The 14,737-nt window shown below is 62.2% G+C and carries 13 protein-coding genes and 2 rRNA genes; 6 read left to right on the top strand and 9 right to left on the bottom strand.

Annotated elements, in window-relative coordinates:
• Positions 1 to 72: 72 nt before the first annotated feature.
• The gene (locus BM186_RS25230) at positions 73 to 1,659 is read left to right on the top strand and encodes an ABC-F family ATPase (protein ID WP_074919120.1); all 1,587 of its coding nucleotides are present in this window, start codon (positions 73 to 75) and stop codon (positions 1,657 to 1,659) included.
• A 60-nt stretch (positions 1,660 to 1,719) separates the two neighbouring features.
• Here BM186_RS25230 and BM186_RS25225 read toward each other — a convergent pair whose 3' ends face one another.
• Positions 1,720 to 2,328 (bottom strand): FMN-dependent NADH-azoreductase, encoded by a 609-nt coding sequence (locus tag BM186_RS25225; protein WP_021488851.1) that lies wholly within the window; start codon positions 2,326 to 2,328, stop codon positions 1,720 to 1,722.
• Between the two features lie 119 nt (positions 2,329 to 2,447).
• Between BM186_RS25225 and BM186_RS25220 the strand changes: the two genes are divergently transcribed.
• Complete coding sequence (locus BM186_RS25220; protein WP_072426366.1) at positions 2,448 to 3,350, top strand: LysR substrate-binding domain-containing protein; 903 nt, start codon at positions 2,448 to 2,450, stop codon at positions 3,348 to 3,350.
• 1 nt (position 3,351) lies between these two features.
• Here the strand turns inward: BM186_RS25220 and BM186_RS25215 are convergent, their stop codons facing one another.
• Positions 3,352 to 5,034: a methyl-accepting chemotaxis protein gene (locus tag BM186_RS25215; RefSeq protein ID WP_074919119.1), complete on the bottom strand. Its 1,683-nt coding sequence runs from the start codon at positions 5,032 to 5,034 to the stop codon at positions 3,352 to 3,354.
• A gap of 115 nt (positions 5,035 to 5,149) precedes the next feature.
• Positions 5,150 to 6,469, bottom strand: a complete 1,320-nt coding sequence (locus BM186_RS25210; protein WP_074919117.1) for a Na+/H+ antiporter family protein — start codon at positions 6,467 to 6,469, stop codon at positions 5,150 to 5,152.
• Positions 6,470 to 6,654: 185 nt separating this feature from the next.
• On the opposite strand from BM186_RS25210, the gene BM186_RS25205 reads away from it, so the two are divergent.
• Positions 6,655 to 8,799 (top strand): methyl-accepting chemotaxis protein, encoded by a 2,145-nt coding sequence (locus BM186_RS25205; RefSeq protein WP_074919115.1) that lies wholly within the window; start codon positions 6,655 to 6,657, stop codon positions 8,797 to 8,799.
• A 145-nt stretch (positions 8,800 to 8,944) separates the two neighbouring features.
• Positions 8,945 to 9,541, top strand: a complete 597-nt coding sequence (locus BM186_RS25200) for an NADPH-dependent FMN reductase (RefSeq protein ID WP_074919113.1) — start codon at positions 8,945 to 8,947, stop codon at positions 9,539 to 9,541.
• 111 nt (positions 9,542 to 9,652) lie between these two features.
• Here BM186_RS25200 and BM186_RS25195 read toward each other — a convergent pair whose 3' ends face one another.
• Genes BM186_RS25195 through BM186_RS25180 form a run of 4 tightly spaced genes read right to left on the bottom strand, consistent with a single transcriptional unit; the run spans position 9,653 to position 12,253 of the window.
• Complete coding sequence (locus BM186_RS25195; RefSeq protein WP_074919111.1) at positions 9,653 to 10,966, bottom strand: ATP-binding protein; 1,314 nt, start codon at positions 10,964 to 10,966, stop codon at positions 9,653 to 9,655.
• Positions 10,963 to 11,631, bottom strand: coding sequence for a response regulator transcription factor (locus BM186_RS25190; RefSeq protein ID WP_024310251.1), 669 nt, complete (start codon positions 11,629 to 11,631; stop codon positions 10,963 to 10,965). Before BM186_RS25190 ends, BM186_RS25195 begins: the two co-directional genes overlap by 4 nt.
• On the bottom strand, positions 11,631 to 11,945 hold the full coding sequence (locus BM186_RS25185; RefSeq protein WP_072426372.1) for a PepSY domain-containing protein: 315 nt from the start codon (positions 11,943 to 11,945) through the stop codon (positions 11,631 to 11,633). Before BM186_RS25185 ends, BM186_RS25190 begins: the two co-directional genes overlap by 1 nt.
• Positions 11,945 to 12,253, bottom strand: coding sequence for a PepSY domain-containing protein (locus BM186_RS25180; RefSeq protein WP_021488844.1), 309 nt, complete (start codon positions 12,251 to 12,253; stop codon positions 11,945 to 11,947). The genes BM186_RS25185 and BM186_RS25180 overlap by 1 nt, the downstream gene beginning before the upstream one ends.
• A 146-nt stretch (positions 12,254 to 12,399) precedes the next feature.
• On the opposite strand from BM186_RS25180, the gene BM186_RS25175 reads away from it, so the two are divergent.
• Together BM186_RS25175 and queD are read left to right on the top strand one after the other, a co-directional pair.
• A complete protein-coding gene (locus BM186_RS25175; protein ID WP_074919109.1) occupies positions 12,400 to 13,479 on the top strand; it encodes a patatin-like phospholipase domain-containing protein in 1,080 nt (359 codons plus the stop codon).
• A gap of 126 nt (positions 13,480 to 13,605) precedes the next feature.
• The gene (queD, locus tag BM186_RS25170) at positions 13,606 to 13,962 is read left to right on the top strand and encodes a 6-carboxytetrahydropterin synthase QueD (protein ID WP_021488842.1); all 357 of its coding nucleotides are present in this window, start codon (positions 13,606 to 13,608) and stop codon (positions 13,960 to 13,962) included.
• Positions 13,963 to 14,153: 191 nt separating this feature from the next.
• Here queD and rrf read toward each other — a convergent pair.
• Together rrf and BM186_RS25160 are read right to left on the bottom strand one after the other, a co-directional pair.
• Positions 14,154 to 14,269: ribosomal RNA gene (rrf, locus tag BM186_RS25165) — 5S ribosomal RNA — on the bottom strand.
• A gap of 139 nt (positions 14,270 to 14,408) precedes the next feature.
• Positions 14,409 to 14,737 (bottom strand): 23S ribosomal RNA (locus BM186_RS25160); the annotation flags it as partial.

Here is a 14,737-nt window from a genome sequence, read left to right as displayed (position 1 = left end):
GCCGGGCTGAAAGGCTCGAAAGCGGTATCACCCTTTAAACAGCGCACCTCAAGTTACTGATAGGTAAGTCCTTTGATTTCCACCGCTAACATCACCATGCAGTTCGGCGCCAAGCCGCTGTTCGAGAACGTTTCCGTCAAGTTCAACAACGGCAACCGCTACGGCCTGATCGGCGCCAACGGCTGCGGCAAGTCGACCTTCATGAAAATTCTTGGCGGCGACCTCGAGCCCTCCGGCGGCCAGGTGATGCTCGAGCCGAACGTGCGCCTGGGCAAGCTGCGCCAGGACCAGTTCGCCTACGAAGAATTCAACGTGATCGACACCGTGATCATGGGCCACGAGGAGCTGTGGAAGGTCAAGGCCGAGCGCGACCGCATCTACTCGCTGCCAGAGATGAGCGAAGAAGACGGCATGAAGGTCGGCGAGCTCGAAGGTGAGTTCGCCGAGATGGACGGCTACACCGCAGAATCGCGCGCGGGCGAGCTGCTGCTGGGCCTGGGCATTCCGCTCGAGCAGCACTTCGGCCCGATGAGCGAAGTCGCCCCTGGCTGGAAGCTGCGCGTGCTGCTGGCCCAGGCGCTGTTCTCGGACCCGGACGTGCTGCTGCTCGACGAGCCGACCAACCACCTGGATATCAACACCATCCGCTGGCTGGAAACGATCCTCACGGCGCGCAACAGCACCATGATCATCATTTCCCACGACCGTCACTTCCTCAACTCGGTCTGCACCCACATGGCTGACCTGGATTACGGCGAACTGCGCCTGTTCCCGGGCAACTACGACGAGTACATGACCGCCGCGACCCAGTCGCGCGAGCAGTTGCTGGCCGACAACGCCAAGAAGAAAGCGCAGATTTCCGAGCTGCAGAGCTTCGTCAGCCGTTTCTCGGCCAACGCCTCGAAAGCCAAGCAGGCCACCAGCCGCGCCAAGCAGATCGACAAGATCCAGCTGGCCGAGGTCAAGCCGTCGAGCCGCGTCAGCCCGTTCATTCGCTTCGAGCAGAGCAAGAAACTGCACCGCCAGGCCGTGACCATCGAGAAGGTATCCAAGGCCTTCGACGACAAGGTGCTGTTCAAGAACTTCAGCTTCACCGTCGAAGCCGGCGAGCGCGTGGCGATCATCGGCCCCAACGGTATCGGCAAGACCACCCTGCTGCGCACCCTGGTCGGCGAAATGACCCCGGATGCCGGTTCGGTGAAATGGACGGAGAGCGCCGAGGTTGGCTACTACGCGCAGGATCACGCCCACGATTTCGAAGATGACGTGACCCTGTTCGACTGGATGGGCCAGTGGACGACCGGTGAGCAGGTGATCCGCGGCACTCTCGGGCGCATGCTGTTCTCCAACGACGAGATTCTCAAGTCGGTGAAGGTCATCTCCGGTGGTGAGCAGGGCCGCATGCTGTTCGGCAAGCTGATTCTGCAGAAGCCCAACGTGCTGGTGATGGACGAACCGACCAACCACCTGGACATGGAATCGATCGAAGCGCTCAACCTGGCGCTGGAGAACTACCCGGGCACGCTGATTTTCGTCAGCCATGACCGCGAATTCGTTGGTTCCCTGGCCACGCGCATCATCGAGCTGTCGGACAACGGCGTGACCGACTTTTCCGGCACCTACGACGACTACCTGCGCAGCCAGGGCATCATCGTCTGACCACACGCTACAGAAACAACAAAGCCCGCTTTCGCGGGCTTTGTTGTTTCAACGCTCTGCTCAGGCAGTGGCGAACAGCTCGGAGATACGCTGCGCTGCACCTTTCATGGCTTCGGCGCGCGGCTCTTCGCCGTAGGCCAGGCCTTCGGCGCGAACGATCTCGATGTCATCGATGCCGACGAAATTCAGCATGCGCACCAGATAGTCCTCATGCGCCTGGCCAGACGGCTGGCCGGCATGAATACCACCGGCGCTGGAGGCGATCACCACGGTCTTGCCGCCAGCCAGCCCTACCGGGCCATTCTCGGTGTATTTGAAGCTCTTGCCGGCGACGGCAATGCGGTCGATCCAGGCCTTCAGTTGGCTGGGAATCGCGAAGTTGTACATCGGCGCACCGATGACGATGGCATCGGCCGCGAGAAACTCTTCCAGGGTGCGTTCGGCCAGCTCGGCCTCGTGTTTCTGCGCGGCGTCACGCAGCTCGGCCGGAGTGCCGGCGGCTACCAGGGTGGCAGCGGAAAAGTGGCTCAGCGCATCGCTGGCCAGGTCGCGGTAGGTCACCTGAACATCTGCAGTCACAGCGCTCCAGGCCTCGACTACAGAACGGCTGAGCTGACGGGAAGCGGAAGCATCGCCGAGGATGCTGGAATCGAGGTGCAGTAGTTTCATAGGTGCTCTCCAGAGTGCTATGCGACGTGGTGACGCAATTGCACCGAGGCTACCGATGGAACCAATAGCCGATAAGATGGCAAAAATGCGATAGTTCGTCCTACTGATAGGACGATGACATGCATGACCTCAATGATCTGTTTTACTTCGCCAAGGTAGTGGAAGCCGGTGGTTTCGCCGCTGCCGGGCGCGCCCTGGGCATTCCCAAATCGCGCCTGTCGCGGCGCATCGCCGAGCTGGAGCAACGCCTTGGCGCGCGTTTGCTGCAACGCTCGACACGCAAACTGGCGCTGACCGATATCGGCGAACGCTACCTGCGCCATTGCCAAGCCATGTTGCTGGAGGCCGAACAGGCCGAGGAAACCGTGACCAACCTGACCAGCGAACCGCGTGGTCGGGTGCGCTTCTCCACACCACCGGGCGTGGCCCTATTGCCCGACGTGATCAATGATTTTCTGACGCGCTATCCCAGGGTGCAACTGGAGGTCGTGCAGACCAGCCGCCGTATCGATCTGCTCAACGAGGCTGTGGACGTCGCCCTGCGCGTGCGCAACGCCGATGACGAAGAACCAGGCCTGATCACTCGCCGCCTGCTACCGGCGCGCGCGCTGGTGGTGGCGCGCCCGGATCTGATCGCCGGGCTGCGCCTGGAGCAGCCTGAAGATCTGCAGCAATTGCCAGCGCTGGGCGCCATCGGAGCCGACCGGCGCATTCACCTGCGCTTTCATCACAACACGACGCAGGAAGCTCGCGAGATCGCTTTGGAAGCGCGCCTGGCCGTCGACGACTTTCCCATGCGCAAGTCGGCGGCACTGGCAGGGGTGGGCATTACCTTGCTGCCCACCACCTACTGCCATGAGGAATTGGCCGATGGCAGCCTGGTGTCATTGTTGCCGCACTGGACGGTGCCAGAGGGCTATGTCCAGTTGGCCTACACCCACAGGCGCGGCATGTCGCCGGCTGTCCGCGCCTGGATCGAGTTGCTCAGCGACGCATTCAGTCGCTGGAGCTTCCCGCTCTGACTCAGATGCGGAACTGACGCACCAGCGCCCCGAGGCGATCACCCAGTCCAGCCAGGCTGCGCGCTGTCTGCGCGCCACGCTCGGTTTCGTCGGCAACGCTATCCACGGCAACGGCGATCTGATGCACGCTGCGATTGATCTCCTCGGCCACTGCCGTCTGCTCCTCGGCGGCGCTGGCGATCTGCGCGTTCATGGCGTTGATGGTGGCGATCAGTTGGGCAATGGCATCGAGCGATTCGCCGGCCTTGTTGGCCTGCTCGCTGGTCAGCTCGCCCGCATCGCTGGAACGGCGCATCGAAGTCACTGACTGCTGCGTGCCCTGCTGCAGGCGGTCGATCATGCCCTGGATTTCCTGGGTGCTCTGCTGGGTGCGGCTGGCCAGCGCACGCACCTCATCGGCGACCACGGCAAAACCGCGCCCGGCCTCACCGGCGCGCGCGGCTTCGATGGCGGCGTTGAGCGCCAGCAGGTTGGTCTGCTCGGCGATGGAGCGGATCACGTCGAGCACGCTGACGATGGACAGTACGTCCTGCTGCAGGTTGTCGAGCGATACACCGCTGCTGCGGATGTCCTCGACCAGCGAGTGAATACGCTGAATGCTGCCATCGACCACGCTCTTCGCCGCCTGCCCTTCTCGATCAGTCTGCTGCGCGGCTTCAGCGGCGTTCTGCGCGCTCTTGGCGACTTCGTGAGCGGCGGCGGACATTTCGTTGATCGCCGTGGCCACCTGATCGGTTTCGTGGCGCTGCTGCCCCATGGCCTGCTCGGAGCGCTGCGCCTGTTCCGAAACCTGGCTCACCAGCTCGGTGAGCTGCCCGGTCATCTCGACGATCTGCCGCACCAGGCCATGCACCTTCTCGACAAAACGGTTGAAGGAACCCGCCAGTTGGCCCAACTCGTCCTCACTGGTGATCGGCAGGCGGCGGGTCAGATCGCCCTCACCCGCGGCGATATCATCGAGGTTGGCCTTGATTTGCTGCAGCGGACGCAGGAAAGCGTTGCCCAACCACACGCCAATCACGCCGAAAACCAGCAGGAGGATCGCCGCCACCACCATGATGCTGGTGATGATGGTGCCGATGCGACGGTCGATCTCGCCCTGTACTTCGACGATCTGCGCCTCGATACCGTCGAGGTTGAGCGCGGTACCGAGGGCCATGTCCCATTTGGGCAGGTAGTAGCTGTAGGCGAGCTTGGGCACCTGCACGGCCTCGTTGCCCGGCAGCGGCGAGGAATAATTGACGAAATAGGTGTTGTTCTTCGCCACATTGACCAGCTCACGGTTGATGTAGACGCCATTGGAGTCGCGTCGGTCGACAAGGCTCTTGCCGACATCCACCGGGCTGTCGCCACGAAACAGACGCACCACGTTGGAGTCGTGACCGAAGAAGTAGCCGTCGGCGCCGTACTTGATCTTCGAGAGGATGGCGATGGCCTGGTCGCGACTGGCCATGTCGCCTTGCGCGGCACCATCATAGAGCCCCTTCACCGAGCCCAGTGCGATCTGGATATAGTGCTCGAGTTCGCTGCGTTTCTCCTGCAGCAGACGCTCGCGGGTCTCGGCCACTTCGTCAGCAGCCAGATTCTGCAACACCCTCGCCGCCGTACCGCTGAGCACCAGCGCGAAGAGGATGACGGGAACCAGCGCAAGCAGGATTACCTTGGCTTTCAATGTCAGGCGCATTCTTATTGTCCTTGTGTGCGAAACCAAAAACGGGGCTACCGATATATCGGCAACCCCGTGGAGGAATTAAGCGACCCAAGGCGCCGAGAACTTAATCCGGCGTCTGTTCACGCCTCTACAGCAGCATAGCGGCGGCCCAACCGAACGCCAGCAGCGGCAGGTTGTAGTGCAGAAAGGTGGGCACCACGCTGTCCCAGATGTGGTTGTGCTGACCGTCGGCGTTCAACCCCGAGGTTGGCCCGAGCGTCGAGTCCGAGGCAGGTGAGCCGGCGTCGCCCAGGGCACCGGCCGTGCCGACGATGCAGACGATGGCCAGCGGGCTGAAACCCAGTTGCACGCCCAGCGGCACGAAGATCGCGGCGATGATCGGGATGGTCGAAAAGGAAGAGCCAATGCCCATGGTCACCAGCAGCCCGACCAGCAGCATCAGCAGCGCGCCAACGGCCTTGTTGTGGCCGATCAGGGCTGCCGAGCTATCGACCAGCGTCTTGACCTCACCGGTGGTCTTCATCACCTCGGCGAAACCGGCCGCAGCGATCATGATGAAGCCGATCATGGCCATCATCTTCATGCCTTCGGTAAACAGGCCGTCCGCCTCTTTCCAGCGCACCACGCCGGACACCGAGAAGATCACGAAGCCGACCAGCGCGCCGATGATCATCGAGTCCAGCCACAGCTGCACGACGAACGCTGCAGCGATGGCCAGCCCCGCAACCAGCAGGCTCAAGGGGTTGTATTGCACATCCACGCGCTCGGCCTGGGCGACCTTTTCCAGGTCATAAACGCGCTTGCCACGATAGCTGAACAGCACCGCCACGAGCAGCCCGCAAAGCATGCCCAGCGCTGGAATGGCCATGGCCTGGGTGATGCTGATGCCCGTAACGTCGACACCGGACTTGGCGACATTGGCCAGCAGGATCTCGTTGAGGAAGATGCCGCCAAAACCCACCGGCAGGAACATATATGGGGTGATCAAACCGAAGGTCAGCACGCAAGCGATCAGGCGACGGTCCAGTTGCAACTTGCTCAACACATAGAGCAGCGGCGGTACCAGCAACGGAATGAAGGCGATGTGGATCGGCAGCAGGTTCTGCGAGGAGATCGCCACCGCCAGCAGCAGCCCGATCAGCAGCCACTTCAGCGCACCACCTGCGCCTTCCTGCTGCTTGCCGACCAGCGCCAGAGCCTTGTCCGCCAAGGCGTGAGCCAGGCCCGACTTGGCGATGGCCACCGCGAAAGCGCCCAGCAGCGCGTATGAAAGGGCAACGGTCGCCCCACCACCGAGCCCCTGGTTGAACGCCTTCAGCGTGCCCTCGACGCCCAGCCCACCAAGCAGCCCACCGGCCAGCGCACCAATGATCAGCGCCACGACCACGTGTACGCGACAGAGACTGAGGACCAGCATGATGCCGACCGCAGCGATTACAGCGTTCATAAAGCACTCCACCTGCACGGCGCAAAAAGCCGCGTACTCTGCCGTAAGCGAGCCACACCTGTCAAAACGCATGCTCGTTCATTATTTAAATCGAAACGTGCATAATTCCGACCACACACCGTATCGATCAAGAATGCGGGCTGCACACCGATAACCCTGTTAGTCCATGTAGAAAGGAACGCACCATGCTGTTCAGCCGTCTTTCGATCCAATGGAAGATCACCCTGCTCGCCGGCCTGTGCCTGCTCGCCATCGTCACCTTGCTGGTGGGCGCCTCGCAGTATCAGTCCAGCCGCAGCGCCAGCCTGGTGCGCGACGCCAGCTCTGCCATGCTGGAAGAGAGCGCGACACTACGCCTCAAGGCGCGCAGTGAATTACAGGCGATTCGCATCCAGCGTTACTTCATGGACGCCTACCAGTACGGCAAGGGGTTTTCCCGGCAGATCCTGTTTCTGCGCGAGCAGGCTGAGAAGCGCTTTCTCGATGCCTTCGACCTGCGTGAAGACCTGACCCGCCAGGTGCGCAGCAGCCTGGAAGCCAACCCCGCCCTGCTCGGCCTGTACCTGGTGTTCGAACCCAACGCTCTGGACGGCAAGGACGAGCTGTTCGCCGACCAGCCCGACCTGGGCAGCAATGACGCAGGGCGCTTCGCGCTGTACTGGGCACAGCCCACGGCTGGCAAGCTGGAAGCCGAGGCCATGACCGAAGAGTTGCTCGGCGACACCACGCCGGGTGACAACGGCGTGCCTTACAACGCCTGGTACACCTGCCCGCGCGAGACTCGTCAGGCCTGCGTACTGGAGCCTTATTACGACGAGGTCGGCGGGCAGAAGACGCTGATGACCAGCATCGCCTTCCCGCTGGAACTCGACGGCAAGATCATCGGCGTGATGGGCGTCGATATCAGCCTGGCCAGCCTGCAACAAATCAGCCAGGAGGCCAATCGCGAGCTATACGACGGCCAGGGCCATATCAGTATCTTCAGCCCCAGCGCCCTGCTGGCGGGCCACAGCCGTGACGGCAACCTGCTGAGCCAGCCGGTCGAGCGCGCCTTTCCCGAAAACGCCAGCGAACTGCGCGGCCTGATCCAGAGCGGCAGCGATGCCGAGCTACATCACGGTGACATGCTCCGCGAGATCAGCCCGTTCAAACCCATCCCCGAGTCAAAGCCCTGGTCGGTGCTGCTCGAAGTACCTCAGAACGTGCTGCTTGAGCGTGCCATCAAGCTGGGCGCACAGCTCGATGCCAACCGCGCCAGTGACAGTCTGGTCGCGCTGCTGATGGGGCTTGTCGCGGTGATCGCCGGCCTGCTGCTGATGTGGCTGACGGCACGCGGCGTAACGCGGCCGATTCTTGGTGTGGCTGCCATGCTCAAGGATATCGCCAGCGGCGAAGGCGACCTGACCCGCCGCCTGCAATACGCCCGTCAGGATGAGCTGGGCGAGTTGGCTGGCTGGTTCAACCGCTTCCTCGACAAGCTGCAGCCCATCATCGCCGACGTGAAGAACAGCGTGATCGACGCCCGCAGCACGGCCGATCAGTCGGCGGCCATCGCCAGCCAGACCAGCGCCGGCATGCAGCAGCAGTACCGCGAGGTCGATCAGGTGGCCACCGCCTTCCAGGAAATGAGCGCCACCGCTCAGGATGTCGCACACAATGCCGCGCAGGCCGCAGAAGCCGCGCGCAATGCCGACCAGGCCAGCCGCGAAGGCCTGCAGGTGATCGACCGCACCACCAGCACCATCGATCTTTTGGCCAATGAAATGAACGTGGCCATGCAGGAAGTCGAAGGTCTGGCCAGCAGCAGCGAGCAGATCGGCTCGGTGCTGGAGGTGATTCGCTCGATTGCCGAGCAGACCAACCTGCTCGCCCTCAACGCCGCCATCGAGGCCGCGCGCGCCGGTGAAGCCGGTCGCGGCTTTGCCGTGGTCGCCGACGAAGTACGCAACCTGGCCAAACGCACCCAGGATTCGGTGGAGGAAATTCGCCAGGTGATCGAGGGCCTGCAGAGCGGTACGCGCGAGGTCGTCAGCACCATGCACAGCAGCCATCGCCAGGCTCAGGGCAGCGTCGAGCAGGTGCAGCAGGCCGTGGCTGCGCTGCAGCGCATCAGCCAGGCGGTCAGCACCATTACCGACATGAACCTGCAGATCGCCAGCGCGGCGGAGGAGCAGAGTTCGGTGGCCGAGGAGATCAACCGCAATGTCGCCTCGATTCGCGACGTCACCGAGTCCATCACCGCGCAGGCCGACGAGTCGGCGCAGGTGAGCCAGAACCTCAATCGCCTGGCCAATCACCAGCAGAGCCTGATGGATCAGTTCCGCGTGTAACCTCAGGTAGGGTGCGCCGCGCGCACCTCAATCCGGGCCGCGCACAGGTGGACATGACGCCAAATCATCCTCGATCTGGCGGCGCTTCCCTTGCGGCGCAGGCAGGCAATCGCCTAGCCTGCGTTCTTTTTTCGGGGGAAGCAGCATGCTCAATATCGCCTTGGTCGCCGGCTCCAGCCGCAACAACAGCCAATCGGGAAAGGTCGCTCGCGTGCTGCGTCAGCGCCTGATCGAGATGGGGCAAACCACTCAGGACACCAGCAGCATCATCGATCTGGGCCTGGCGCCCCTGCCGCTGTGGCCCGCTGAAGATGCCGGCCCCTGGTCCATGTACCAGCAACAACTGGCGGCTGCCGATGCGGTGGTGATCATCGCACCGGAGTGGAACGGCATGGCCTGCCCGGCGATCAAGAATTTCTTCATCTACGCCAGCAAGGCCGAACTGGCGCACAAGCCGGGCCTGCTGGTTGGCGTTTCCTCCAGTATTGGTGGCGCCTACCCGATCAGCGAACTGCGCGCCTCCAGCTACAAGAACTGCCGCCTGTGCTACCTGCCGGAGCACCTGATCGTGCGTCAGGTCGAGAAGGTGTTGAACGGCCCGCAGGCATTGGACGAAGCCGATGAGCGCATCCGCGCCCGCATTGATTACGCGCTCGATGTACTGGTGCGTTACGCCCACGCCCTGCAGCCGGTACGCGCCGCCATCAGCTTCGACAACTCGGCCTTCGCCAACGGTATGTAAGGGATCCATAGGGTGGATTAGCGGCGCTGAACATAGCGTTTGCAGACGCCAGCGAACTTACCGCGCCGCGTAACCCACCAGACGATGGTGTGACCGGCGTGAGCCTGAGGTTCAACGCCGTGGCAGACTCACTACCACTCGCAGCCCGCCCAGCGGGCTGTCCTGCAGTTCTATACGGCCATGCCAGGCCTCGATGATATCGCGCACGATACCCAGACCCAGGCCGTGCCCCGCCACTTGTTCATCCAGGCGAGTACCGCGGCCCAGCACGGCCTCGCGGCGTTCGGCATCGATGCCGGGGCCGTCGTCATCGACAGACAGGCGATAGCCTTCGGCGCTCTCCTCCACCGTCAACTGCACGCGCTGATCGGCCCATTTGCAGGCGTTGTCCAGCAGGTTGCCGAGCAGTTCCAGCAAGTCTTCACGATCACGCGGCAGCATCAGGCCTGGCGGCGCCTGCCAGTCCAGACTCAGGCCGCGGTCATGAATCATCGACAAGGTAGCGAACAATCCTGGCAGCTCCTGCGCGCAATCGAAGCGTGCCCCCGGCAGCACCTCACCAGCCAGGCGCGCACGCCCCAGCTCGCGGCTGAGACGCTGCTCGATCTGCTCCAACTGTCCACGCATGGTCGCGCGCAGGGCCGGATGAGCCGCCAACTCCTCGCGACCCGCCAGGCTGATCAACACGGCCAGCGGCGTTTTCAGCGCATGGCCAAGATTGCCCAATGCATTGCGCGAGCGCTTGAGGGTGTCCTCGGTATGCGCCAACAGGTGGTTGATCTGTGCGACCAGAGGCTCCAGCTCCTCGGGCACCTCGGCATCCAGATCGGTACGTCGACCCTGCTGCAGTTGCGCGATCTGCTGACGCACCTGTTCCAGTGGGCGCAGAGCACGGCGAACGGTGTAGCGCTGGGCAACAAGGATCAGCAGCAGCGCAGCGCCTCCCAGGCCCAAACCCACCCACTGCATGCGGCGAAAACTCTGCAGTATCGGCTGGTAATCCTGCGCCACGCTGATCGACAGATTCTCGCCATAGCGGCGGTAGTCGGCGCGGTAGATAAGCAGCAACTGGCCTTGCGGGCCGTCGCCCAGCTCGGCCTGCATGCCAATGCCATTGGGTTTGAGCAGCTCGCGATCCCACAGCGAACGCGAACGCCAGCTGCGATCGGAAAAATCGATGCGAAAGTAATGCCCCGAGAATTGCCGCTGGAACGAGGGATCGAGACGCCGCTCATCCAGTTGCAAACCAGCCGGACCACGGACCAGAGCGGCCAACAGACCTTGCGCCTCGTCACGCAGATCCTCTTCCAGATAAGCGCGCAGGCCACGGTCGAATACCCAGAGGCTGGCCTGCGCCAGAACCAGTCCGACCAGTAGCAGCGTAGCGGCCAGGCCAATACCGAGCCGACGCTGAATGGACCTCAACCCTGCTCTCCGGTAAAGCGGTAACCTTGCCCGCGGCGGGTCTCGATCACGTTGCGCCCGAGCTTGCCGCGCAGGCGGTTGACGTGCACTTCGATGACGTTGGAATCACGCTCGGTCTCGCCGTCATAGAGATGGTCGGCGAGATGGCTCTTGGAGAGAATCTGCCCGGGATGCAGCATGAAGTAGCGCAGCAGACGAAACTCGGCGGCCGTCAGATCGATGGCCTCGCCGCCCGAGGTCACGCACTGGCGGCTCTCGTCCAGTTGCAGGCCGGCGGCCTCCAGTTGCGGCTGGTTGGCCAGGCCATGGGCACGACGCAATAGCGCCTGGATGCGCAGGGCCAGCTCCTCGGGATGGAAGGGTTTGGTCAGGTAGTCGTCGGCGCCGGCCTTCAACCCTTCGATGCGCTCGGCCCACGAACCTCGCGCAGTCAGCACCAGCACCGGTGTAGCCAGTCCGCCGGCACGCCACTCCTGCAGCACCTCGAGCCCCGGCTTGCCTGGCAGGCCAAGGTCGAGAATGATCAGGTCATAAGGCTCGCTGGCGCCCTGATAGGCCGCATCACGACCATCGGCCAACCAGTCCACGGCATAGCCCTGGCGCGTCAGGCTGGCGGTCAGCTCATCGGCCAGGGGTACATGGTCTTCCACCAGCAACAGGCGCATCAGTCGTCTTCCTCATCCTTCAGAATATTGCCGTTGCGGGCATCCAGTTCGAGCTCACGCACCACGCCCGAGGTGGTCAGAATCTCGACTTCATAGACCAGCACGCCATCTTCCTCCTCCAGTTCTGCTTCGAGCAGAGTGGAACCGGGGTAGGCATTGCCAATGTGCTGCATCAGTTGCTCGAAGGGCATGATGACACCCTCACGCCGCAGGCGCAGCGCCTCATCCTGGTCGAGATCGCGCGCAATCCCCGGCACACTGGCGAGACCGCATGCCAGAACCAGCAACAGCGCGGTGGTACGTCGAAACTTCATCAATCGTCCTGGTGGTTCTTGAGAATTTCCCCGGTGCTGGCATCCAGCTCCAGGTCCCACTGCACGCCCTGGGTATCGCGCAGCTCGATCTGATAGATATAGCGACCGTATTCGTCTTCCAGCTCGGTTTCTTCGATGCGCGCGCCTGGATGCTGGGCCAGTGCCGCTTCATTGAGCTGTTCGAAGGATTTGATGGTCCCGGCATCACGCAGACGCAGAGCCTCGTCCGGGCCGAGATCACGCGCCTGGGCAATGGTAGCGGCGCTGACGAGGGTGGCAAGTGTTGCGAGGCTGATCAATCGTTTCATGGGTTTCTCCAGCAGTGAATCAGTGACTGCCACTCTAGGCCCAGGCACTTAATTCAAGCTGAATTCACTCACGTCATTCACCGCATGAAGTGGCTTGGCCTGCTCACTCAGCCCTCTATAATCGCCTGCTGCGAAAGGAGGCACCGATGAGCGCGATCCATATCAAATCCCCTGCCCTGACACTCAAAGCCGGCCCCAGAGCCTTGGCGCTCATTCGCCAGAATGGCCTGAGCCCGGCGGATGTCGGCATCCTGCCTGGCGCAGCAGGCGGGCCCAAGGGCATCGGCATTCAAGGCCTGGATCTGGCGCTGTTTGGTGACTGGTTGCTTCGCGCGCCGCGTGAACGCGCGCTGATCGGCGCTTCCATCGGCTCTTGGCGCTTCGCCAGTGCCTGCCTGCCCGATCCGGCAGTGGGGATTCGACGACTCGGTGAGCTGTACACCTCTCAACGCTTCGCCAAGGGCGTGAGCATGGCTCAGGTGTCGGGCAGTTGCCGGCAGATGCTCAACGAGCTGCTCGCCGATCAGGATGCCGCCATCATCGCCAACCCGCACTACCGTCTGCACATTGTCGTAGTGAAGAGCCACGGCCTGCTGCAACACGATCATCGCGGCAAACTCAGCCTCGGCCTGTCATCGGTGATCGGCAACAACTTCCTCGCTCGCCAGCGCCTTGGCCGCCATTTCGACCGGGTGATCCTCCATGATGCACGGCAGGTGCCGCCCCTGGCTCAGTTGAGCGACTTCCGTTCGCACTTCCATGCGCTGACCTCGGAGAACCTGCGCCACGCCCTGCTGGCTTCGGGCTCGATTCCCATGGTGATGGAGGCGATTCGTGAGATCCCAGGCCTGGAGCCAGGTGCCTATCGTGATGGCGGTCTGCTCGACTATCATCTCGACCTGCCCTACAACGGCGAAGACATCGTGCTCTATCCGCACTTCACCGATCGGGTGATACCGGGCTGGTTCGACAAGAGCATGCCTTGGCGCCGCGGCGACCGCACCCGCCTGCAGGACGTACTGCTGCTGGCACCATCACGCGACTACCTCGCGCGCCTGCCACACGGCAAACTGCCGGATCGCACCGACTTCAAGCGTTACCTTGGCAATGATGAGGGGCGCGAGCGCTACTGGCGTCAGGCCATGGCCGAAAGCGTCAGGCTCGGTGACGAATTTCTCGAACTGGTCGAAAGCGGCCGCCTGGCCGAACGCCTGCAACCCCTCTGAGATAGCGGGGTTATGAGTGGTGCTCAACCTGCAGAGCGGAGGTGATTAGGCGGCAATCGGGTCAGACCTGATAAACTGTGTCGCTCAACGCCATTCAGGCGGAATCATTTACGCGAGCGCTGTTCAGTGGAATTGTTCAAAGAGTTCATCTTCGAGGCGGCCCATCGCCTGCCCCACGTACCGGAAGGCCACAAATGCGGCCGCCTGCATGGCCATTCCTTCCGAGTTGCCATTTACATCGAAGGTGACGTCGATCCCTATACCGGCTGGATTCGAGATTTCTCCGAGATCAAGGCGATCTTCAAACCGATCTACGAGCAGCTCGACCACAACTACCTGAACGATATCCCTGGCCTGGAAAACCCAACCAGCGAGGTCCTCGCCAAGTGGATCTGGCAACAGGTCAAACCGCTGCTGCCGGAACTGTCGCGCGTACGCATCCACGAGACCTGCACCAGCGGCTGCGAATACCGCGGCGATTGATCAGCGCCCAGAAACACAAAAGGCCACCTCAGGGTGGCCTTTTTATTGATGCCGATAAAGCACCACAACCCCGCGTGCACTGGTGTGACCGCGTCCTTGTCGGTGCGCGCAGCGCACCCTACGAAGCTCTGCTTTCCGCGTGCCAAAGAAGAAACCCCAGACCGCTAGGCGATCTGGGGTTTCGTATAGGAGCTTGACGATGACCTACTCTCACATGGTGAAGCACCACACTACCATCGGCGATGCGTCGTTTCACTACTGAGTTCGGGATGGGATCAGGTGGTTCCAACGCTCTATGGTCGTCAAGCAATTCGGTTGGGATCTCGCGGTGAGGCGCTATCCCTTGGATACGTGATAGATGATTTGTAGTTCTTGCAAATTTTCGGCTTTCTGTCGACTTCACCATCGACACCCTCTGCGTTGAGGGCAGATTGTTTGGGTGTTATATGGTCAAGCCTCACGGGCAATTAGTATGGGTTAGCTCAACGCCTCACAGCGCTTACACACCCCACCTATCAACGTCGTAGTCTTCGACGGCCCTTCAGGGAGCTCAAGGCTCCAGTGAGATCTCATCTTGAGGCAAGTTTCCCGCTTAGATGCTTTCAGCGGTTATCTTTTCCGAACATAGCTACCCGGCAATGCCACTGGCGTGACAACCGGAACACCAGAGGTTCGTCCAACCCGGTCCTCTCGTACTAAGGTCAGCCCCTCTCAAATCTCAAACGTCCACGGCAGATAGGGACCGAACTGTCTCACGACGTTCTAAACCCAGCTC

Origin of the sequence: Ectopseudomonas toyotomiensis, from assembly GCF_900115695.1 — a bacterium.
In the GTDB taxonomy this organism is placed as follows: domain Bacteria; phylum Pseudomonadota; class Gammaproteobacteria; order Pseudomonadales; family Pseudomonadaceae; genus Aquipseudomonas; species Aquipseudomonas toyotomiensis.
This window is presented reverse-complemented; position numbering and strand designations above follow the sequence as displayed.

What these genes read in the sequence shown, in the direction of transcription:
- BM186_RS25225 (WP_021488851.1), bottom strand. Translation starts at nt 2,328, where the DNA reads ATGAAACTACTGCACCTCGATTCCAGCATCCTCGGCGATGCTTCCGCT.
- BM186_RS25185 (WP_072426372.1), bottom strand. Translation starts at nt 11,945, where the DNA reads ATGAAGTTTCGACGTACCACCGCGCTGTTGCTGGTTCTGGCATGCGGT.
- BM186_RS25190 (WP_024310251.1), bottom strand. Translation starts at nt 11,631, where the DNA reads ATGCGCCTGTTGCTGGTGGAAGACCATGTACCCCTGGCCGATGAGCTG.
- BM186_RS25175 (WP_074919109.1), top strand. Translation starts at nt 12,400, where the DNA reads ATGAGCGCGATCCATATCAAATCCCCTGCCCTGACACTCAAAGCCGGC.
- BM186_RS25205 (WP_074919115.1), top strand. Translation starts at nt 6,655, where the DNA reads ATGCTGTTCAGCCGTCTTTCGATCCAATGGAAGATCACCCTGCTCGCC.
- BM186_RS25215 (WP_074919119.1), bottom strand. Translation starts at nt 5,034, where the DNA reads ATGCGCCTGACATTGAAAGCCAAGGTAATCCTGCTTGCGCTGGTTCCC.
- BM186_RS25220 (WP_072426366.1), top strand. Translation starts at nt 2,448, where the DNA reads ATGCATGACCTCAATGATCTGTTTTACTTCGCCAAGGTAGTGGAAGCC.
- BM186_RS25180 (WP_021488844.1), bottom strand. Translation starts at nt 12,253, where the DNA reads ATGAAACGATTGATCAGCCTCGCAACACTTGCCACCCTCGTCAGCGCC.
- BM186_RS25200 (WP_074919113.1), top strand. Translation starts at nt 8,945, where the DNA reads ATGCTCAATATCGCCTTGGTCGCCGGCTCCAGCCGCAACAACAGCCAA.
- BM186_RS25210 (WP_074919117.1), bottom strand. Translation starts at nt 6,469, where the DNA reads ATGAACGCTGTAATCGCTGCGGTCGGCATCATGCTGGTCCTCAGTCTC.